Genomic DNA, 19,931 nt, shown 5'->3' with positions numbered 1-19,931 from the left:
ACGAGACATGAAGATTCGCGCTGCGGTACTCGAACAATCCGGGCTGCCCGGACCCTATGTCGACAGCAAGCCGCTGCGGATCGAGGAAGTCGAACTCGCCCCTCCCGGCCCGGGCGAGGTTCTGGTCCGGATTGCCGCGGCCGGCATCTGCCATTCGGACCTGTCCGTGATCGAAGGCTTGAGACCGCGGCCGCTGCCGATGGTGCTCGGTCACGAGTCCGCGGGCGTCGTCGAGGAAATCGGGCCGCATGTGCATGATCTGGCGAAGGGCGATCACGTGGTCTCGGTGTTCGTGGCGAGTTGCGGCCATTGCCTGCCTTGCGCGGAGGGCCGGCCGGCATTGTGCGAACCGGGCGCGGCGGCGGGCGCGGCCGGAACGCTGCTTGGCGGCGGCCGCCGGCTTTCGCTAGGCGGCGCCGCGGTCAATCACCATTCCGGCATTTCCGGATTCGCGGAATACGCCACCGTATCGCGCCATTCTCTGGTCAAGGTCTCGCCCGACATCGCCCTCGACGAAGCCGCGCTGTTCGGCTGCGCCGTGCTCACGGGCGTGGGTGCCGCGGTGAACTCGGCTCGTATCCAGCTTGGGTCGAGCGTGGCGGTGATCGGCATGGGCGGCGTGGGCCTCGCCGCCATGCTCGGCGCGCTTGCTGCTGGCGCGGAACGCGTGGTCGCCATCGATACCAACGACAGCAAGCTCGAGATAGCCCGCTCGCTCGGTGCAACCGACACCTTCAACGCGAAGCAGGAGGGCGTGGCCGATGCGATCCGCGACGCCACCCACGGCGGTGTGGACGTGGTGCTGGAGATGGCGGGCGCCGCGAGCGCGCTCGAGCTTGGCTACAAGATCACGCGACGCGGCGGCCAACTGGTCACGGCGGGATTGCCCGCCCCGCACGCCATGTTGTCGATTTCTGCCGTGTCGCTGGTGGGCGAAGAGAAGACCGTGCGCGGCAGCTACATGGGCAGCAGCGTGCCTGTGCGTGACCTGCCACGCTACATCGAACTTTATCGGCGGGGCCGGTTGCCCATCGATCGTCTCGTCACGCATCGGCTGCCGCTCGATGACATCAACCTTGGCATGGACCGGTTGCAGCAGGGCACCGCCATCCGGCAAATCGTGACGATGTAGGCACCCGCCGCCAGCGTTCAACCCATAAAAAGACGGAGATAACAATGAATTCGACACGCTCGGAAACGGCGCACACGCCTCCTGCCGCTATCGCGCCGGGTGTCGTGCCGGTCACGCAATCGACGATGCGGGTGATCGCCGCCGCATCCATCGGCACGGTGTTCGAGTGGTACGACTTCACGCTGTACGGGTCACTTGCCACGGTGATCGCGAAGAAGTTCTTCGCGGGCGTGGATCCAACCACCGGGTTCATTTTCGCGCTGCTGACCTTTGGCGTCGGCTTCATCATGCGGCCGTTCGGTGCGGTGGTGTTCGGCCGCGTCGGCGACAGGATCGGCCGCAAGAAGACCTTCCTTGTCACCGTCATCATCATGGGCGTAGCGACGGTAGGCGTCGGCTGCCTGCCCGGCTACGATTCCATCGGCATCTTCGCACCGATCCTGCTCATCGCCTTGCGCATGCTGCAGGGAACGGCGCTCGGCGGAGAATACGGCGGCGCCGCGACCTACGTGGCCGAACACTCGCCAAGGAACCGGCGCGGGCTTAACACATCATGGATCTCGTCGACAGGCACCGTCGGCTTGTTGCTGTCCTTCGCGGTCATCCTGCTCGTGCGCTGGCTGACGGGAGATCACTTCGACGCCTGGGGCTGGCGCATCCCGTTCATTTTCTCGATCGTGCTGCTGCTGATCTCCGTGAGGATACGGCTGAACATGCACGAGTCGCCTGCATTCGAACTGCTCAAGAGCGAGAGCCGCCTGTCGCGCGCGCCGCTTAGTGAAACCTTTCTCGAATGGGCCAACATCAAGCGGCTGCTGGTCGCGCTGTTCGCCATCTGCGGCGGCATGACCTGTGTGTACTACACTGCGGTGCTCTATCCCACCTTCTTCCTTACCCAGACCTTGAAGGTCGATCCGCAGGAAGCCAACATCGTGGTGACGCTCGCCACGCTTACGTGCATTCCCATGTTTCTCGGGGCCGGATGGCTTTGCGACCGGTTCGGGCGCAAGCCGGTATTGTTGATCGGCTTCCTGCTCACCGCAGTGACGCTGTTCCCGATTTTCAAGGCGATGACGCAGTACGCGAACCCGGCGCTTGCAAGCGCGCAGTCGAGCGCACCGATCGTCATCGACGCGGATCCCGCCGAGTGTTCGTTCATGTTCAATCCGGTTGGCTCCCGCCACTTCACGAGTTCCTGCGACATCGCCAAGCAGGCGCTCTCGGCGGCGGGCGTAAGCTACGAGATCCGTTCGGGTGGGACAGGCGAGACCACCGCCATTCATATCGGTGGCTCGAGCGTGCAGTCTTACGATGCGAAGGGCCTGGACAAGGCGCAGGCAGGCGCCAGGGCGGTTGCGTTCAACACCTCGCTCAGGAGCGCGCTCGATGCGGCACGCTATCCGCAGAAGGCGGATCCGGCGTCGTTCAACAAGCCGATGGTGTTCATGCTGCTGGTGGTCTTGCTGGCTTACATGGCGCTCACGCTGGTGCCGACCGCGCCTGCCCTGGTGGAACTGTTTCCCACGCGAATCCGCTATACATCGATGTCTTTTCCGTATCACTTCGCAAGCGGCTGGATTGGCGGACTTCTACCCACGTTCTCGTTTGCGCTGTCGGCACAGAAGGGCAATATCTATTTTGGATTGTGGTATCCGATGGCCTGGATCATCGGGTCATTCGTGGTCGCGCTGTTTTTTCTGCGCGAGACTAAGGATGTCGATCTTAATGCGGAATTTTGAGGGAACGGGCAGGGGGATAACAAGGCTGCCAACCGGTTGCGGGTTTCGAGCCTGATCGGCCGTAGCATGGTTGTGAGAGCCTGCGAGCCATGATGAATGGCGATGATCAGGCGTGAGACGCGAAGAGATGAGTGGTTTTGCGAATACGTCGGCATGCTGCAAACGAGCGGAACCACGGTGCAATGCGCCGCGAGAAAACACGAGCGTCCGGTGCTCGATCTTAACTGCGGCAGTAGTGCCGCAGATTGATTAGTGTGTAGGCGAGCGCTTCGAACGCATAGTGCACCTGACTAATCCGCTCAAAGCGAAGCAGCAGACGGCGAAACTTGTCCTCCCAGGCGAACACGCGCTCGATCGTGCGAAAGCGCTCCTCGAAGATCGTCGCGTCGAAGTGCCGCTTGCAACCCCGCTTGGGTGTTTTACGACCCCGCCGATTTTCGGGAATATCGGGACGCATGTTCCGGTTGAAGATGGCCCGACGATTGGCCCGGCAGTCGTAGACGCCGTCCAGGCTCACCGTTGAACCGCGTAGGTTCATGCCGATGGCGCGGGCCATCTCACTTAGTTTGGGCAGCGCATCACGCAGCAAAGGCGATTCATTGCGATTGCCCGCAGCGGCAATGAATGGCGAGATGATGTTGCAGTCACGATCACAAAAGGCCACGACCTTGTTGCCCTCGAGATGTTTGTGTCCGCTGTATCCCAGGTTGTCGCCGCCTTTCTTCGCCGGATAGATAGTGTGTAGTGAATCTCGGGGAGGCCTCGGGCGTTCATCTTGATCGCCAGTGCTTTCCACTGGCAGCCGGTGTAAAGCATCTGCAGGACGTAATTGAAGAGGGTGTGCAACGCCAGCGTTGGAGCGGGTCCCCGCCTGCCTTGGCTCAGATGCGGCAAGACAAATTGTTCAAACTGCTCAAGGCTTAATTTCGTTGGAATCGCTTGCCTGTATTGACTTCCAGTCATCCGACATGTTCGCAAATCTGAACTTTAATCGATCCGAGCGTGCAAAGTGTCTCAACCAGTCCCAACGAGGCTCGCAGACAAATTCAGCCCCATCGAAAAACCCGCAACCAGTTGAGAGTAATCGAACACGCGATCAAGCAGGCACGCCGCGGCTATCAACTCGTCCTGCATACGGCCCATACCGCGTTTCATCACGCCTATTGGGAAATCGTGCGTTCGAACTACCCTGATCTTGTCATGAGACCCGTGAAAGGGCGGGGTGCCGGTTCCATATGGGTCGTACTGAAAGGTCGCAACTTTCCAAAGCACGACGTTCAGATCGACCACAAGCTGACAGACGGCATAGTCGGGGTCGTCTCAAGCAAAGGAAATTTACGCACGCCAAGACGCCGAGCGGCCACGAGGCTCGCGGTAGAAATGTTCTTGTTCGATCAGTTCCAGTCAATCGTGAGCGCTCATTGAAATTGCAGAGCGAGTTGCATATTGCACGGTCACTGGTTGCGAATAACCTGCCGTCATAAGCGTATTGTCAGACGTTCAAATGCCTTGGAAAATACAACGGCATTGATTCGTTGAAAAGGTGCTGCATGGGGTGGCTTCGTCAAAATATTGCCTGATCAAATAAATGATAATAAAAGTATCTGGCTAGATGCGGAAAATCTTGAATAGCCCGTTATTTTTTCAACTCCTAGCACCTCTCTTCGTTCTTATCCAGTCAGGCCCTTCGGAGCGACCCCGGGCCACTTCTGTATAACGATATAGGCTTAAGGTCCGTCTGCTTCAAGGCATACGGTTTAGTGTAGTTGAAACTTTATAAAATCTACTAAAAATGAAAATTGGATACGCACGGGTGTCAACGGAAGACCAGAGTTTGGATTTGCAGATTGCGGCACTGAACGGGGTAGGATGCGATAAGGTATTCTCGGATCATGGAATTTCCGGGTCCAAATTTGTCCGACCAGGGCTCGACTCCGCCCTCGCGACATTACGGGAAGGCGATACGCTTGTTGTCTGGCGGCTCGATCGATTAGGGCGGTCTCTTCGCAAGCTGGTGGAGCTTGTTGACCAGTTGGGCAGCGCTGGGATCCAATTTGCATCGCTTACGGAATGCATCAACACAACTTCATCGGGAGGCGTGCTGGTTTTTCATATCATGGCCGCACTGGCCCAGTTTGAACGCGCATTAATTGGGGAAAGGACGCGTGCGGGAATGGCTGCTGCTCGAGCCCGTGGCCGACCGCTTGGTCGTCGACGTTCGTTGACGCCAGATCAGTGCGACGAGGCACTTGAACTCCTGGTATCGCAAAGTACGGCGCTGGTTGCACAGCGGTTCCAAATTCATCCGCGTACGCTGTTGCGCCGAGTGCGCGACAGGGGCGCAATGCCGCAGTAGGATTTTGGGACCATGACCCGCTATTTACGATGGTCAGGTTCACCGGAACGGCTGCTAAGCTACTGACGGAGCGACGCCGAGTTTTCCATAAGACCGATAGGCATGCAGCAGCAGGCGGCTCGAACTTAGGATCCAACGTGCAAAGGGAGGAGCAACCTCTTGTTAATCTGGGCTCATCGACGGCATTCTTCACTCATCGTCACGAACAAATACCGCTCCTGAAGGTCTATTGTTTCCTCTGCGCATGCTCCGCCTGAGTGTGCATGGTGAATTTGGAATCGCTCTGCGACTCTTGTCAATGGATGTGAATCAAGCATCTGCCTCGCTTCCTCGCATTGCCGGCGCTCAGCGATCTCCGTCTCCCGACATGCCGACCGAGCACATGCGCTGCATGCATGCCGACCCGGATGCGCTCACCGATCATGTTGTGCTCAACACGGGCGAGTGCGCCCATGACGCGAAAGAAGAGATCGCTTCGTGCACCGAATGTATCGATCGATTCCGAGAGCGACGCGACTCCGATGCCTCTGTGCCTCAATTGATTGACTAGTTCGACGAGTCTCGGTAACGAGCATCCCAGACGGTCAAGTCGGCAAACCATCAGAGCGTCGCCCTTGGAAAGGACTGCGAGCGCAGCGTCGAGACCTTGATGTACAAATTCCCTGCCGACAATTCCGCAATTGGTTAGGAAACCATAATATCTGAAGTTTCTCAATACGGATATTTGTGAGTCGAGCTTCCGGTCATCGAGCGACGCTTGAGCATGCCCAATTTTCATTGATTAAGCGAGTGTGTTTTGACATGGGCACTTCATCGAATGTTCAAGACACCAGGATTTTACCCTCCGAGGCGGTTGGCGGACCCCCCGATTTTGCTTCATGAGTCTATTGCTCTACGAAGCATGCGTTGAAGCGTTCGCGGATGGACGTTGAACTTAGCCGCAACATCGGCAGTTGAGCCATCGGTTAAAAGAAGAACGGCCTCTTCGCATTGCTGGGGCGTCAGCGAGCGTTGCCGACCGATCCTTTGTCCTCGATCGCGGGCCGCCTTCATACCAGCGATGGTGCGCTCGCTGATCAGAGACCGCTCAAACTGCGCGAGGGCGGCCATCATGTGAAACATAAACATCCCACCCGAAGATGTCGTGCTGATCGATTCCGTCAGCGAAACAAAGTGCACTTCGCGCTTGTTCAGGCTCTCCATCAATTCGACTAGCTTGCTCAATGAGCGCCCCAATCGATCGAGACGCCAGACCACGAGGGTATCGTTCTTTCCCAACTTCAGTAATGCCGCGTCCAAACCCGGCCGGGAAAACGTGGTCCCGGAGACGCCGTGATCTTCATAGAGCGTATCGCATCCCGCGACGGTCAGTGCGGAGATTTGGAGATCAAGGTTTTGCTCTTCTGTCGATACACGTGCGTAGCCGATTTTCATGATTTCGAGGATTGCTAAGATAGAACGATTCAGACTTCGGAAACAAAGCGACAAACAGCGTCAGTCTCATTTCATCAACAGGCATTCACACAATTTTTGACATAAAGGGTCCCTTTCGCCCTTGTCGGTTTGTGTGTTGGCGAGCGCACCAAAGCCCCGGATTTCCGTTAGTTATCTGCAAGTTCAGCAGTTAAAATGAATAGTGACATAAGCGACCCTTTTTGCACCTTCCATTCGACGCGCAATCAGGCGTACCGCGGGCCTTCAGGCCGCTGATTACATCGTTGCCGGGCAGGTCGCTTGCGAACGCTCGTGCGTCCCGGAACACAACTTCGCGCCGATCTGCCTCACGGAGCATTGCGGTGTGTTGCCGAGTCCGATACTTGAATTACTTCAGGCGCGGCGGTACTTCCCGGTCGTCATTTCAAGTAATGGCTACCATGCCCGGGTGGTGGCCGCATGAGCAATCGTCTGTATCTCCTGCCAGCCTTGATCGCGCCCCTGTCCCGCCTCGGGGTGGACTCCGCTGGCGAGCCATCTTGTCCTGATGCGATTTGCATCGTTGCCTCGATCACCAACTTCTCCCAAGTAGAAAGTGCCCATGGCTCGGTTATAGCTTCCAGCATGCGTAACGTCGTGCATGAGCGAGCGCGCCAGGTGTGCCAAGCGGACGGCGGAATACTGACGATGAGCGGAGCACATCTCCTGTTTGTCTTCGATTCTCCGCCCGGCTCTCACCCATGGGGAGAAATGCATGCGCCTCGAGCAACCGTTCTCCTTGAACGTATCTTTTTTTCCTTGGGCGATAGGCCGGTCGAGACTAGCGAAGGTACTGTTTTCCCGGTGATAGCCGCGAGGGTGGCTCTCTGGAATGACGCCCCTTTCAACATCGCAGCAGTAGGGGTGAACGCAATTGCGGAAGGTCGCAGTGGCCAGGAGTGGCGGGAGCGCTATGTTGCCGATATGAGCGTTGCTGCAACACTCTTCAACGCGATGGACGAAGATCGGCTTGGTTTCGAGTGGGAGCCTGTTCACGATGCCAACGGCGAATCGACAGTCAGATATTTCGAAGCGTTGCTCTGTCAGATAGAAGAAGGCGTTGCCACTCGTGTCGGCGCTATGGTTGCGGCCCTTGAGCGACTTGGGCTCGTGCGAAGGCTGGATCAATGGGTGGTTGAATCAGTGATTGACGCCTTGCGGCTCAATCGGGACATCAGTCTGGGATGCAACGTATCGGCGCAAAGCGCGACGCTCGATGCATGGTGGGCATTTATCGTAAAAACGCTCAGTGAAGAACCGGACATCGCCGCTAGGTTAATTATAGAGATCACGGAGACTACCCCCCTAATGGCGACTACGGAGGTACGGGTCTTCGTGAAATCGCTGCAGTCTTTGGGCTGTCGGGTGGCGCTTGATGACGTTGGTGCCGGCCATAGCAACGTACACGCGCTGGTAGAGCTTGGTGTCGACATCGTCAAGATAGACGCAGTCTATTTGCGACAAGCGGGGCGGGACGTACGCGGGGCCGAGCGCTTCCGACAGTTGGTGGGCTTAGCTAAAACTTGCGCGGCCAGCGTGGTTATCGAGGGTGTCGAAAGCGCGGACGATGCGGAGGTTTCGCGTTCGAGTGGCGCTGACTGGCTCCAAGGGTATCTGTTTTCGAAGTCGGGCCCCCGCATGTAACGCCGTCGATAGTCGTGCAGCGAGATCACAACTCATATGGGGAGGGGATTGACACGAGCCCCATCATTCCATGCGAACGAACCGAGCAGCACCTCGTGACATGCCGGGAACACCTGGCACGGTACAGCGCGGGGAGCTGTCTCGCGGTTTCGGCGGTGTCGTTTGCGCTAATGACCGTGATTTCGCCTGCGAACGGGAAGCCACTGGGTCAGTTGTCGGCCATCGGCACGGACGTCTCGCGAGCCCTCCGGCCTGATTCACATTCACGAGCAATAGCAGTGGAGAGAACTCGCCCGGACGCGCACTTAGCGTAACAGTGGCGGGCAATGTCAGCGACGCGCCCATTGGAAAAGATGCTGGAGAGGGAGGCAAGTTTCCTTGATGGGGGCCTGTCGATGTCCGCCCGATTCGTTGTCTCGAGGAAATACTCGATTGTGCGTTTTTCAAGCACCCTGGACGGTGGAAAGAATCGGAAACAACTCAGCAAGAGTGGAGGCTACTCGTCGCTTCTATGTTGGTTTGAACCAAGGAAAATTGCAGTACCGACTGACGCCCGTCAGCGATACCTATGATCGCAAAGCAGGTCAGCAACTTTAATCATGTCATTCATACACGTGCAGTACTTCGACTTTGTCGTCGAGGCATTGAAGATACTATTGTTGACGCTGATTCTGTTGCTGCTCGCGAAACGACAGCTATTGCAGTCAATGTCGCGCGTCGAGGACGCTGCATACGAATTCGGCGTAGGCGGGCGTCCTGAAGGGGTTATCGTGCAGGGACCGCTAGAGTTGCGTGATCTGATCACGTCGTTCAACGAGATGATGCGGCACATGAACGAAGCCAGCGATCATGAGGCCGTAGTGCTGGCGGGCGTCGCGCATGACCTAAAGGCTCCGCTTATACGACTCAAGCAGCGCGCCGCTGTGATTGGCACAGAAAATGATCGAATGGATTTCACCCGCGATATAGATTCGCTCGTGGATATCGTCCATCAGTTTCTCGTTCTCGCCGGTCAAAGGGCAGATGCAGGGGCTCCCGTTGCTGTCGAGACTTTCCTGCGCGAACGGTTTTCGATTACCCATAGCGCCGAGGTACCACGGGTCAGGCTTGATCCAAAGGCCGGTCCGCTGTTCACACTCGATCGCACAGTGCTCGATCGGCTGATAACAAATTTGGTCGACAACGCGCTCGAACATGGGGCCCCCCCTATCGATATCTCGACCTCGCGCGACGAAAGGAACTGGATCATCAGCGTCCGGGATCACGGTGCAGGTATCCCGGAGGACCGAATGGCCGCAGCCATGAAGCCATTTGTGCGGCTCGGTGACGCATATGCCGGTAAAGGGCACTATGGTCTGGGGCTCGCGATAGTAGCGCGCCTCGCCCACGATAGCGGCGGGCGCTGCGACGTCCATAATCACCCGGACGGTGGTCTATGCGTGCGCATTCTCTTGCCGGTAGCGCAGCAGTACGCGGAATGCACAGCGGCTGAAGTTTCCAGCGACGTTGACAGTACTATTTGTTTCAGCACGCCTCTTTCATATTGAAAGGCGCGAGAGGGGGCGCCATCCATAAGCAGAGGGGCGGATCGACCTGCGGTCCGCTTGCCATGCCGTTGCCGCGGCGGGCTGAGCGGCTGATGAGCTACATCAATCCAACGTTGTGCTGGGCCTCGCACTCAAAGCGACGACGGAATTGAATATGGATCAGGTGAGCGTAAATGCAGAGCTTATGCCTCACCCCCGGTGGTACGAAGGTCGTCCAGTAAGGGCTGGCCGGACGTCTTCAGATCCAAGGTGCTGAAGAATTTCGCCGAGTTGATGATGCCCCGGTCAAGTACGACAACGAAACTTACCAAGAGTCCTAAAGTTTTCCACCCATTGGTCGTTGACCTAAGTAGTCCCTGCTTAATTGCAGAATATCGGCGCTGCGCACTTCGCGAAAAAAGCGCGCGATTGGCAGCGCGTCAAATAATCATCTAGCGGGAGAGCCGCAATATGTTGAAGAGCCTGTCGATTCGCGCCAGCCTGAGCCTGATAGTTGTCTTTTTCGGGCTCGCTTTAGTGGTAGGGGCCGCGATTGGACTTTTGTCCATGCGCGCTAGTAACGAATCGTTGCAACTGATGTACACCGTCGACACACCTGCAGTGGCAGATCTCGAAGGCACGGCGGGGCAATTGTTGAATGCACGTCTCGCGCTTGCGACCTACGCGTCGCTTGCCGAACTAAACGATCAAGATGGCGCGAAGGCCGTCCTCCAGCGCTTCGATCATTACGTGGAGTTGTCAAATGATCGTTTGTCCCACTTTTTGAGTCAAGCCGGCTCCGGCGACGAGGAACAGCGACTCGTCAAGGACATGCAGGACAAGCGCACGACGTTCCTGCGTGAAGGCCTGGAGCCTGCACTCGCTGCGATCAAGGCTGGCGACAGACCAACCTTCTTGCAGTTACAGGCGCACACGCTGCCCGCGCTTTACAACATGTACGGCAAAGCGATGGGCGCGGTCGAAAAAGTTCAGCTTGATCGCGGTGCGCAACGCTATCAAGAGGCCCAAGACCGCTTCAAGGCGGTCAGCTTTGTAGTCGCCGTTGGGCTCGGGCTTGGACTATTGGCGGGATGGGGAGCCCGCGCGGCGCTGGTGCGTGCCATAGTCGATCCAGTTAACGCCGCCATTGCCCATTTTGACCGTATCGCGGAGGGTGATCTGACCGGCCGGATCGTTACGAAGGGCGACAACGAGATGGGCAAACTAAGTGCCGCGTTGCAAAAGATGCAGGACTCGCTGATTGCGATGGTCGGCACCGTGCGCGATGGTACGGAATCGATAAACGTTGGTGTGATCGAAATTGCCACGGGCAACAGTGATCTGTCACAGCGTACGGAAGAGCAGGCAGCCTCGCTGGAGGAAACGGCGGCTAGCATGGAGCAGTTGACGTCGACGGTGAAGCAGACGGCTGAAAGCGCAAAGCAGGCAAGCCAACTCGCGCAAGGTGCATCGGGACTGGCTGAGCAAGGCGGCAAGCTGACGGAGCAGGTGGTCGGGACAATGCAGAACATCGTTGGCGATTCGCGCAAGATCGCCGAGATCGTAGGGGTGATCGAAGGTATTGCATTCCAGACCAACATTCTGGCGTTGAACGCGGCGGTCGAAGCCGCGCGCGCGGGCGAGCAGGGACGCGGCTTCGCGGTGGTCGCAAGCGAAGTGCGCTCACTCGCCCAACGCAGCGCCGGGGCCGCCAAGGAAATCAAAGGTTTAATCAGCGAGTCGACCGCCCGCGTGGAAGCAGGCTCGGAGTTGGTCGAACGCTCTGGCTCGACCAACTCCGAGATCATCGGGGCAATTGCTCGTGTGAGCGCGATCATGAGGGAGATTGCCGATGCTTCTGCCGAGCAGAGCACCGGTATCGAACAGGTCAACCAGGCAGTTAACCAGATGGACGAGGTGACCCAGCAAAATGCCGCCTTGGTGGAAGAAGCCTCGGCAGCAGCGCAGTCAGTGGCTGAACAAACGCAAGCACTACGTGAAGCTGCGGCTATTTTCAAGGTCGGTGGCTCTGGCTCAACGCCCGCGCCTCTCGTCCCGGCAACGCGTCGGCCGACGGGCAAGACAGTCGTGGTGACGCCCACCAAGGCGCGGCCCATCCTTGCACAGCCATCCAGGTTGGCATCCACGGCAACCGGTTCTCCCGCGCTTGCGACCGCGACTGATTGGCAGACGTTCTAACCGGCATCGAAAATCGAGCCGAGTATCCGTTGCCCGAACGGCGACCCCCGAAGCTTCAGGAGGAGACAACAGTGCGCATTTATCAAGCGGTGAATCGAGTACCGGGTGGTTTGATGGTCGTGCCGCTCTTTATTGGCATGTTGCTGAATACCTTTGCACCGAACGCGCTAAAGATTGGCGGCTTTACACAGGCGTTAACGAACGTCGGATATCCCACTATCCTGGCTATGTATCTCTTCACGGCCGGCACCAAGATGACGTTGCGCGCGGCGCCCAAGATGCTCAAGCGCGGCTTTGGCATTCTATTCGCCAAGGTCGGCGTTGCGGTGTTGCTGGCGCTTGGCATTGCGCACTTGTTCCACGGAAACTTTCTTGGCCTCACGACGCTAGCGCTGCTCGCGGCGATGAACGACACCAACGGCGGCATGTTCCTCGCGCTTACCAGCACTTTCGGGACCAAGGAGGACGCCGGCACATATGTCGCCCAGAGTATCGAAACCGGTCCCTTCGTCACGATGCTTGTGCTGGTGGGTGCCGGGCTCGCGGTCATTCCCTGGCTGACCATGGTGTCGGTCATTGCCCCGATCGCAGCAGGCGCGCTTCTCGGCAATCTGGACGAGGAATTACGCGATTTCTTCGGCAATCACGAGCCGATCATCGTGCCGTTCATGGCCTTTACGCTAGGCGAGGGTATCAACCTTAAATCGGTCACGACCGCTGGCCTGCCGGGTATCCTCCTGGGTATAGCGGTTGTGGTCATTACCGGGATCGTCTGCATCACCGCCGACCGCCTGCTGGGCGGCTCGGGTGTCGCGGGTGCTGCAGCGTCGAGCACCGCCGGGAACGCGGCCGGCACGCCGCAGGCGGTGGCAATTGCCGATCCGACATACGCCGCCATTGCTCCCATTGCGACCATCCAGGTTGCGGCCGCCGTGATCGTGACCGCCATCTTGACGCCAATCCTGACCGCTTTCATTCATCGCCGCGTCAAACGACGCGCGCTCGACGCACAACAGGCAGCGGCCACCAGCGAGTCCGTCGCCGAGAGTCCGCAGCCTGTCATCAATCGCTAACCCGCATTCAACCCGAGGCACTGCATGGCCATGGTAGAGCTTGATCTCGAACTTGTGCAACGTCTTCTCGACCACTGCGTGGCACAGGCAAGGGAACGTTTCAGCAAGCCCGTGTGCGTCGCTGTGTGTGATGCGCACGGGTTTCTTATCGGGTTTGTCCGCGCTGATGGCGCGCCGGTGCGCAGCATCGCGCTCGCCCAACAGAAGGCCTTCACATCCACTCGCATGGGCTCAACGACCACGGCGTTTCTCGAGCGGCTGCGCCGCGAGGATCTCGCTATAGGCTATTTTTGCGATGCCTTGCTGACCGCGTTGCCCGGCGGCGCGCTGATCGAAGACGGCACGGGCCGGACGATCGGTGCTCTTGGCGTCAGTGGTCTCGCACCGGCCGAAGATCAACTGCTGGCGGACGAAGGTACAGGTTTCGTCCAGCTATCGACATCACGCTCGTAATCGTACGAGCCATATCAAGCCAATCCAGGAATCCGACAATGTCAAAGTCCAGCGTCTACGTCACCCGAATGATCCCGCAGCAGACGATCGATACGCTACGGGAACGTTACGACGTCGAAGTCAACCCGCACGATCGCGCGCTTACGAAAGAAGAGTTGCTGCAAGCGGTGCGACGCCGCGATGCAGTAATCAGCCTGCTCACGGACAAGATTGACGGCGAGGTGCTCGATGCCGCCGGGCCGCAATGCAAGATCATTGCCAACTATGCAGTGGGATTCAACAACTTCGATCTCGACGCGGCAACTGCGCGTGGCGTGATCATGACTAACACGCCCGGCGTGCTGGACGACGCCACCGCAACGCATGCATGGGCGTTGCTGTTGGCCACCGCGCGGCGCATCTCCGAGTCGGAACGCTATGTCCGCGCGGGCCGGTGGCATGGCTGGGCGCCGATGGCGTTCATCGGCCAGGACGTCGACAATACGACGCTCGGCGTCGCCGGCCTGGGCCGCATTGGTTCGAAGTTCGCGCGCAAGGCCGCCGCATTCGATATGAACATCATCTACACGGACGCAAAGCCAAACGCGGAATTCGAACGGCAATACAATGCCCGTTTTGTGGACAAGACCACGCTCTTGCGGGAGTCCGATTACCTGTCGCTGCACCTGCCGCTGCTGCCTGAAACGCATCACTATATTGGTGCCGCGGAGCTCTCCGCGATGAAGCCGACGGCCGTGCTGATCAACGCGGCGCGGGGTCCGCTCGTGGATGAGAAAGCGCTCGTCGCGGCTTTGAAACAAAACGTCATCTGGGGAGCTGGGCTCGATGTGTTCGAGGACGAGCCCGTGTTAGCGCCTGGGCTTGCGGAACTCGACAACGTGGTGATCGTTCCGCACATTGCGTCCGCCACTACGCAGACGCGGCTTGCAATGGGCAAGATTGTCACCGACAACGTGATTCGTGTCCTCTCGGGCGAAGCGCCGCTCAACTGCATCAATTTACAAGTACTCAAGTAACAGCAACAGCTAAGGAAGAGAACATCATGGCAAAGGTAGGATTTATCGGGCCGGGCATTATGGGTGCGCCGATGGCTGCGAATCTGCTGCGCGGGGGACACCAGCTATTCGTGCATGCCCGCAGTTCCGTACCCGCGTCCCTGCTGGAAGCGGGCGCAACACAATGCGCTTCAGCCCGGGAAGTGGCCGAGCATTCGGAATTCATCTTCATCATGGTGCCCGATACACCCGACGTGGAACACGTTCTGTTCTACGAAAACGGCGTGGCGAGCGGGCTCGGGAAAGGCCAGATCGTGGTGGACATGAGTTCGATCTCGCCCATGGCAACCAAGGACTTTGCCGCCCGAATCAACGCGTTGGGTTCGACATATCTCGATGCGCCTGTGTCCGGCGGCGAAGTGGGCGCGAAGGCGGCAACCCTCACCATCATGGTGGGCGGGCCAGAGGAAACGTTCCTGACGGTGAAACCCATGTTCGAACTGATGGGCAAGAACATCACGCTCGTTGGGGAAAACGGCGACGGACAGACAACCAAGGTCGCCAATCAGATCATCGTGGCCCTGAACATCCAGGCGGTATCCGAAGCATTGCTGTTCGCTTCCAAGGCGGGCGCAGACCCTTCTAAGGTACGTCAGGCGTTGATGGGCGGATTCGCCGCGTCGCGAATCCTTGAGGTCCACGGCGAACGCATGATCAAGCGTACCTTCGACCCTGGTTTTCGCATCGAGCTGCATCAGAAGGATTTGAATCTTGCGTTGCAAGCGGCGAGAGCGCTGGGTCTTGCGCTACCTCATACCGCTTCCGCGCAGGAATTGATGAACACCTGCGCGGCGCACGGAAACGGTAAGCTGGATCACTCGGCGCTGTGCCAGGCAATCGAGCTCATGTCGAACCATCGGATCGCCGGCGAATAACCGGGTGAAGGTCATCGCTCCGGGTGCGGGCATGGCTGGCTCTATCGCAATAAGGATTTTTGCATAACGGTGACCACTATAGGTAGCGCTCACGCAGTCGTTTTACCTGCTCTGTTGCGGGTGACCGAGCGGCCTGCTTATGGATATCGACAGTAAGGTTCAACGGCGCCTGCTTTCGCTGCTGACGTTGTGGCATGCGCTTGGCATCCGTCCGCGCGAGCATGACATCGGCGCTCGATGCGCCGGCGGGGACGTTGCCTTCTTGGGATTTGTGGCGGTTGCGTCGCAAATGCCTGATCATCTGACGTGATTGCATGTCGTTAAGCCGATCCAGCCGTTCTATTGCCCGATGCTATACGGCGGTGGTACGTCGCCTATTCACTGAGTTTGCGTAACCTCGAAGAAATGATGGCCGAGCGCGGTATTGAGGTTGATCATTCCACTGTGCATCGCTGGGTGATCAAGTTGGTGCCGCTGTTCGAGAGGACGTTCCGTAAGTACAAGCAGCCGGTAGGCAAGAGCTGGCGGATGGACGAAAGTGTGTCGCGAACACAAGCGAAAGCTTGTGGTGCTGTACTGAAGATGGAAGTAGGCCTCCCGAAGCCGGATTGCAGGAGCAGGCTTCAAACCGCCCGGTGCTGCGAAGGGAAGGGCACATCGCGATCAACCGGCGAAGCATCACGTGAGATGCCGATGATGACAGAGCTCTGTCGCTTGTTTTCGTCCGATAGCTTTTAAGGGAACACCCGATGCGCAAAACTGGCGCTCAACCCCAAAACGCGAAGTGACAAGTTTATGCACGCAACAGTGAGATTTTTATCTCGGTATACGCCCCTCGAAGACTGCGCGGCCATCGAGCGGATCATGGTCGTTAGCGTCAGCGCCGGGGTAGTTTGAATTCGCCTGCGGCCGGCCGCGACGATCTCCTCCTTGCGCATCCCCGTGATCCGGTCGGTCGTTTCCCGCGACAATTCCTGCGCAAGCGCGAGCATGTCGCCGTGCAATGCATCGAGCCGGTCCAGCCGGCGCTCAGGTAGGCGAATTCATCCCGTTGCGCCGGGTTTGGATGCTTTCCCTAGACCGAGCTTTTCCATCGCTTCGTGTGCGTCGATGACCATCGTAGCGATCTCGCCTACCGTCACCCGGAGGCTTGTAGCGCGCGAGCGCATGTGTTCATAGGCGTCATTTTCGCTCAGCCGATGAGCATCCATCAGGATGCGAATGGCCTTCTCGATATGGCGTCGCGCCTTGATCGCTTCCTCGAGCTTACCGATCTTGTGATGCAGTCGCTGCTGATAGCCGGAAGATGCGCGTGCCAGCACCAGTGTGCCAAGGATCCCGGTGGAGCGGTACGGCTTCGTGATCACGCCGTGCGCCTGGGTATCAACGAGCATTTTTAACGCGGTTGGATTTTCGTAGTCGGACAATGCGATGAGGGTCGCTTCGGTGTCGGCCGCACACCAACTCCCCGTACTGCGAAGTTCCGGGCCCACGAGGAAGAAAATTACGTCCACGTCTACCGGCAGTTGCGACGGAAACGGCCAGACCACGCGTACTGGACAGCCAATCCGGCGCAACTGCTCCTCCAAGACACTGCGATCATCCCCCGGCGGATGGATCACGAGGACGCGTAGCGTGCGCAGATCGTCAAACAGCCGACGTGCCCCCGTGTTCATACCGGTTCTCCGTCGAGCCAGAACTCCGCGAAGCCGTACGATGTCAGATAGGGATCCGGTTTGATCGGACTGCGACCTTCCCACACCACGTCGAACGCGCCGTCGGGCCGACAAACGGCGATGCGAGGAGTCAAGATCGAATGGTTGTTTTCGCGATCGATTTTCAGCAGTCCCTCCGGTGAATCAAATTCAACATCGCGGGCCGCCTCTACCAGTTTTGCCGTGTCAAGGCTTCTGGCGCGAGCCAAGGCCAGTGCAAAGAGGTGCACCTGGTTGTAAGCCATCTCGGACCACATGCTGGCGGGCTGATCTCCGAAGCGCGCCTGCCACGATTTCAGGAAGCGCTTGTTGCTCTCGTTGTTCAGGGAGTTGACGTAGCTGGCAGAAATGATGTGGCCACCGCACAATTCCGGACCGATCATCCGCGTCTCGCCTTCTGCCATCGTCAGGCTGGCGATCGGGATGCGTCGGGGATCAATGTCATGCTCGCGGTACAGCTTGTAGAACGCACGTGCTCCGCGGCCGATCAGCGTCGAGAAAACCACGTCGGGTTCGACGGCCTTAATCTCCTGCACGACGGCTTCTATTGCCGACGGATCTGCGTCGCTGGGTAGATAAACTTCTTCCACGATTTCGCCGCCGTGCTGCTCGACCATGTCTCGCATGATCCGGTTCGATTCTCGCGGATAGATATAGTCAGCGCCCACCAGAAAGAAACGACGGCCGTGATTGCGGAGCAGATAGGCAGCCAGTTGCATGCTGTTCTGGTTGGGTACCGCCCCCGTGTAGATCACGTTCGGCGAATACTCGAATCCTTCGTAAATCGAGCAATACCACAGCAGCGCGTTGTTGCGCTCAATGACCGGCAGCACCGCTTTTCGGCTTGACGAAGTGGAGCAGCCGAAAATCACCGTCACGTCGTCTTCCTGCAGCATACGCGTGGCAAGCCGCCGGTATTGATCTGGATCGCTCTTCGGATCGTACGCGACCGGGTCGAGCAGACGCCCGTCGACGCCGCCGGCGGCGTTGACCTCTTCGATTGCGAGGACGGTGCCAAAGAAGTGCTCGGATTCGGTTGCTGCGGTTACGCCCGTCCGTGAGTACAGGACGCCGATGCGCCAGCCATCTTCGCCCGTGCCGTAATGCACATCCGTCGAAGCGGTTGGGCGCGTGTCTTCCGCGCATTGTCTGCGAGCAGCCGCCAGTGCCGCCCCCCGCACCGAAGGAGAGTCGTATGAGCTTCCGATTGTCATGGTATTGCTCCATCCATAGTAGGGGAGACCTGTTTCCGCACCGCAGTCACCCTGTCCTGCCGTTAGATGCGTCGTCGCACCATCCAGCGTGTGCCGACGCCGCCTTGTCCGATTGCCGCATGATCGTCCCCATTGGGCCTCCGCGTTGCAGCGCTTCGTTCGCTGCCTACATCGCGGGATGATGCCCTGTCCTTGCAGCGATCGCCCGCTCGACGAACGCAGCAGCGTCGAGGCATCGTGCATCCTCCCAGGGACGGCCGATGACTTGCACGCCGATCGGACCGCCACGGGCGCCCCGGAGTCCGGGGACGTTCACGCACGGACATCCCAGCAAGGTCCAGTTGCGATTGAACGCCGGATCGCCGGTCGAACCCAGCCCGTCAGGCGCCTCATCGGGGGCGCTCGGCGTCAGCAATCCGGTGATGCCATCGAAGAGCTCGGATAGCCTGTCTTTCGCCTGTTCCATCAAAATGCACGCCTTGGCGTAAGTTGCTGTGTCAACCGAGGCTGCCCGGTCGAGAAACTCCGCCAGCTTCGGCGACAGTTCAACACGATGATGATCGTACTCGTATCTCAACGTCTGCCAGGCTTCGTAGCTCTGAATCGTGTCGTGTACGCAGATCATGTCCGCCATCCACGAACCGAAGCGCACCCGCCGCACGCGGCCACCCGCGCGCTCAATCGCCCGTACGGCGGTATCAAGCGCGGCGCTTGCATTGGCTGACGGCTCCGTCCACGGGTAGCTATCCGGAACGCCGAACACCGGGCTAAACGTTACGCCGCCCACGGCGAGCTGGCGGCCTGACAGGACCTGGGCGAGGTAAGCCACGTCGCGCACACCGGCGGCAAACAGGCCGACGGTGTCGAACGACCACGAGAAGCACTTCATGCCGACGGTCGGCAGCATGCCGAGCGTCGGCTTGTAGCCGGCAATGCCGCAAAATGACGCGGGCCGGATGGTTGAGCCGCCGGTCTGTGAACCAATTGCAAAAGGTGCCATGCCGGCCGCCACCGCAGCAGCCGAACCTGATGACGATCCGCCGGCGGTGCGCGCCATGTCACACGGATTGCGTGTCACGGTCGGCGCCATGTAGGCGAACTCGCTGGTCACGGTCTTGCCAACGACGATGCCGCCATTGCGGCGCAACAGGGTGACGATTGCTGCATCGGATCTGGGCTGGTGGCCTTCGTAGATCGGCGAGCCATAGCTGGTGACAAGATCATCGGTGTCGAAAATATCCTTCACGGCTATTGGCATGCCTGCCAGCGCACCCTTGGCTGCAACTGCCGAAACCATTAAGGCTTCGCGCCGGGCGACGGCGGTCATTGCCCGTACTTCCGGATCGACCTCCTCTATGCGCGCGAGTGTGTCGAGGATAATGCGACTGCGCTCTTGCGGGGCGTTGCCAATCCGCGTGAGCAGATCTAGTCCAGAGGCAGGTCGATAAAATGAATTTGTGTTCACCAGATCTCAGTA

General features: G+C 58.7%; 16 protein-coding genes and 2 pseudogenes. 12 read left to right on the top strand and 6 right to left on the bottom strand.

Annotation, left to right across the window (positions count from 1 at the left end; all coding sequences use genetic code 11):
* Nucleotides 1-7: 7 nt before the first annotated feature.
* The gene (locus tag ACSQ8V_RS24540) at nt 8-1,132 is read left to right on the top strand and encodes a zinc-dependent alcohol dehydrogenase family protein (RefSeq protein WP_436207431.1); all 1,125 of its coding nucleotides are present in this window, start codon (nt 8-10) and stop codon (nt 1,130-1,132) included.
* 125 nt (nt 1,133-1,257) lie between these two features.
* Nucleotides 1,258-2,871 (top strand): MFS transporter, encoded by a 1,614-nt coding sequence (locus ACSQ8V_RS24535; RefSeq protein WP_255631603.1) that lies wholly within the window; start codon nt 1,258-1,260, stop codon nt 2,869-2,871.
* A 220-nt stretch (nt 2,872-3,091) separates the two neighbouring features.
* Here ACSQ8V_RS24535 and ACSQ8V_RS24530 read toward each other — a convergent pair whose 3' ends face one another.
* A complete protein-coding gene (locus ACSQ8V_RS24530) occupies nt 3,092-3,667 on the bottom strand; it encodes a transposase (RefSeq protein WP_436207430.1) in 576 nt (191 codons plus the stop codon).
* Between the two features lie 996 nt (nt 3,668-4,663).
* Between ACSQ8V_RS24530 and ACSQ8V_RS24525 the strand changes: the two genes are divergently transcribed.
* A complete protein-coding gene (locus ACSQ8V_RS24525; RefSeq protein ID WP_213766903.1) occupies nt 4,664-5,227 on the top strand; it encodes a recombinase family protein in 564 nt (187 codons plus the stop codon).
* A 295-nt stretch (nt 5,228-5,522) separates the two neighbouring features.
* Here the strand turns inward: ACSQ8V_RS24525 and ACSQ8V_RS24520 are convergent, their stop codons facing one another.
* Nucleotides 5,523-6,005, bottom strand: a complete 483-nt coding sequence (locus ACSQ8V_RS24520) for a recombinase family protein (RefSeq protein WP_436207429.1) — start codon at nt 6,003-6,005, stop codon at nt 5,523-5,525.
* 98 nt (nt 6,006-6,103) lie between these two features.
* Complete coding sequence (locus ACSQ8V_RS24515) at nt 6,104-6,661, bottom strand: recombinase family protein (RefSeq protein ID WP_213766901.1); 558 nt, start codon at nt 6,659-6,661, stop codon at nt 6,104-6,106.
* Nucleotides 6,662-7,120: 459 nt separating this feature from the next.
* Here ACSQ8V_RS24515 and ACSQ8V_RS24510 point away from each other — a divergent pair, with 459 nt between their 5' ends.
* From ACSQ8V_RS24510 to ACSQ8V_RS24470, 9 genes and pseudogenes are all read left to right on the top strand, one after another.
* On the top strand, nt 7,121-8,344 hold the full coding sequence (locus tag ACSQ8V_RS24510; protein ID WP_436207428.1) for an EAL domain-containing protein: 1,224 nt from the start codon (nt 7,121-7,123) through the stop codon (nt 8,342-8,344).
* Between the two features lie 629 nt (nt 8,345-8,973).
* A pseudogene (locus tag ACSQ8V_RS24505) lies at nt 8,974-9,891 on the top strand (sensor histidine kinase); the annotation flags it as partial.
* 450 nt (nt 9,892-10,341) lie between these two features.
* The gene (locus tag ACSQ8V_RS24500; protein WP_436207427.1) at nt 10,342-12,069 is read left to right on the top strand and encodes a methyl-accepting chemotaxis protein; all 1,728 of its coding nucleotides are present in this window, start codon (nt 10,342-10,344) and stop codon (nt 12,067-12,069) included.
* 71 nt (nt 12,070-12,140) lie between these two features.
* Nucleotides 12,141-13,142, top strand: a complete 1,002-nt coding sequence (locus ACSQ8V_RS24495; RefSeq protein WP_436207426.1) for a 2-keto-3-deoxygluconate permease — start codon at nt 12,141-12,143, stop codon at nt 13,140-13,142.
* 24 nt (nt 13,143-13,166) lie between these two features.
* Nucleotides 13,167-13,595, top strand: a complete 429-nt coding sequence (locus ACSQ8V_RS24490; RefSeq protein WP_255631597.1) for a GlcG/HbpS family heme-binding protein — start codon at nt 13,167-13,169, stop codon at nt 13,593-13,595.
* Nucleotides 13,596-13,633: 38 nt separating this feature from the next.
* Entirely contained in the window at nt 13,634-14,611 is a 978-nt protein-coding gene (locus ACSQ8V_RS24485) for a 2-hydroxyacid dehydrogenase (RefSeq protein ID WP_436207425.1), read from the top strand.
* A 26-nt stretch (nt 14,612-14,637) separates the two neighbouring features.
* The gene (gene glxR, locus ACSQ8V_RS24480; RefSeq protein WP_436207424.1) at nt 14,638-15,525 is read left to right on the top strand and encodes a 2-hydroxy-3-oxopropionate reductase; all 888 of its coding nucleotides are present in this window, start codon (nt 14,638-14,640) and stop codon (nt 15,523-15,525) included.
* A 139-nt stretch (nt 15,526-15,664) separates the two neighbouring features.
* Complete coding sequence (locus ACSQ8V_RS24475; protein WP_436207423.1) at nt 15,665-15,835, top strand: hypothetical protein; 171 nt, start codon at nt 15,665-15,667, stop codon at nt 15,833-15,835.
* Between the two features lie 50 nt (nt 15,836-15,885).
* Nucleotides 15,886-16,065, top strand: a pseudogene (locus tag ACSQ8V_RS24470) (IS6 family transposase); the annotation flags it as partial.
* A 503-nt stretch (nt 16,066-16,568) separates the two neighbouring features.
* Here ACSQ8V_RS24470 and ACSQ8V_RS24465 read toward each other — a convergent pair.
* From ACSQ8V_RS24465 to ACSQ8V_RS24455, 3 genes are all read right to left on the bottom strand, one after another.
* Nucleotides 16,569-17,201: an ANTAR domain-containing response regulator gene (locus tag ACSQ8V_RS24465; RefSeq protein WP_213766893.1), complete on the bottom strand. Its 633-nt coding sequence runs from the start codon at nt 17,199-17,201 to the stop codon at nt 16,569-16,571.
* Entirely contained in the window at nt 17,198-18,349 is a 1,152-nt protein-coding gene (locus ACSQ8V_RS24460; RefSeq protein ID WP_436207422.1) for a transporter substrate-binding domain-containing protein, read from the bottom strand. The genes ACSQ8V_RS24465 and ACSQ8V_RS24460 overlap by 4 nt, the downstream gene beginning before the upstream one ends.
* 271 nt (nt 18,350-18,620) lie before the next feature.
* Nucleotides 18,621-19,919, bottom strand: coding sequence for an amidase (locus ACSQ8V_RS24455; RefSeq protein ID WP_436207421.1), 1,299 nt, complete (start codon nt 19,917-19,919; stop codon nt 18,621-18,623).
* Nucleotides 19,920-19,931: the final 12 nt, after the last annotated feature.

This window comes from Caballeronia sp. LjRoot31 (assembly GCF_964253885.1).
GTDB lineage: Bacteria > Pseudomonadota > Gammaproteobacteria > Burkholderiales > Burkholderiaceae > Caballeronia.
The sequence above is the reverse complement of the archived record's forward strand: the minus strand, read 5'-3'. Positions and strand labels throughout refer to the sequence as shown.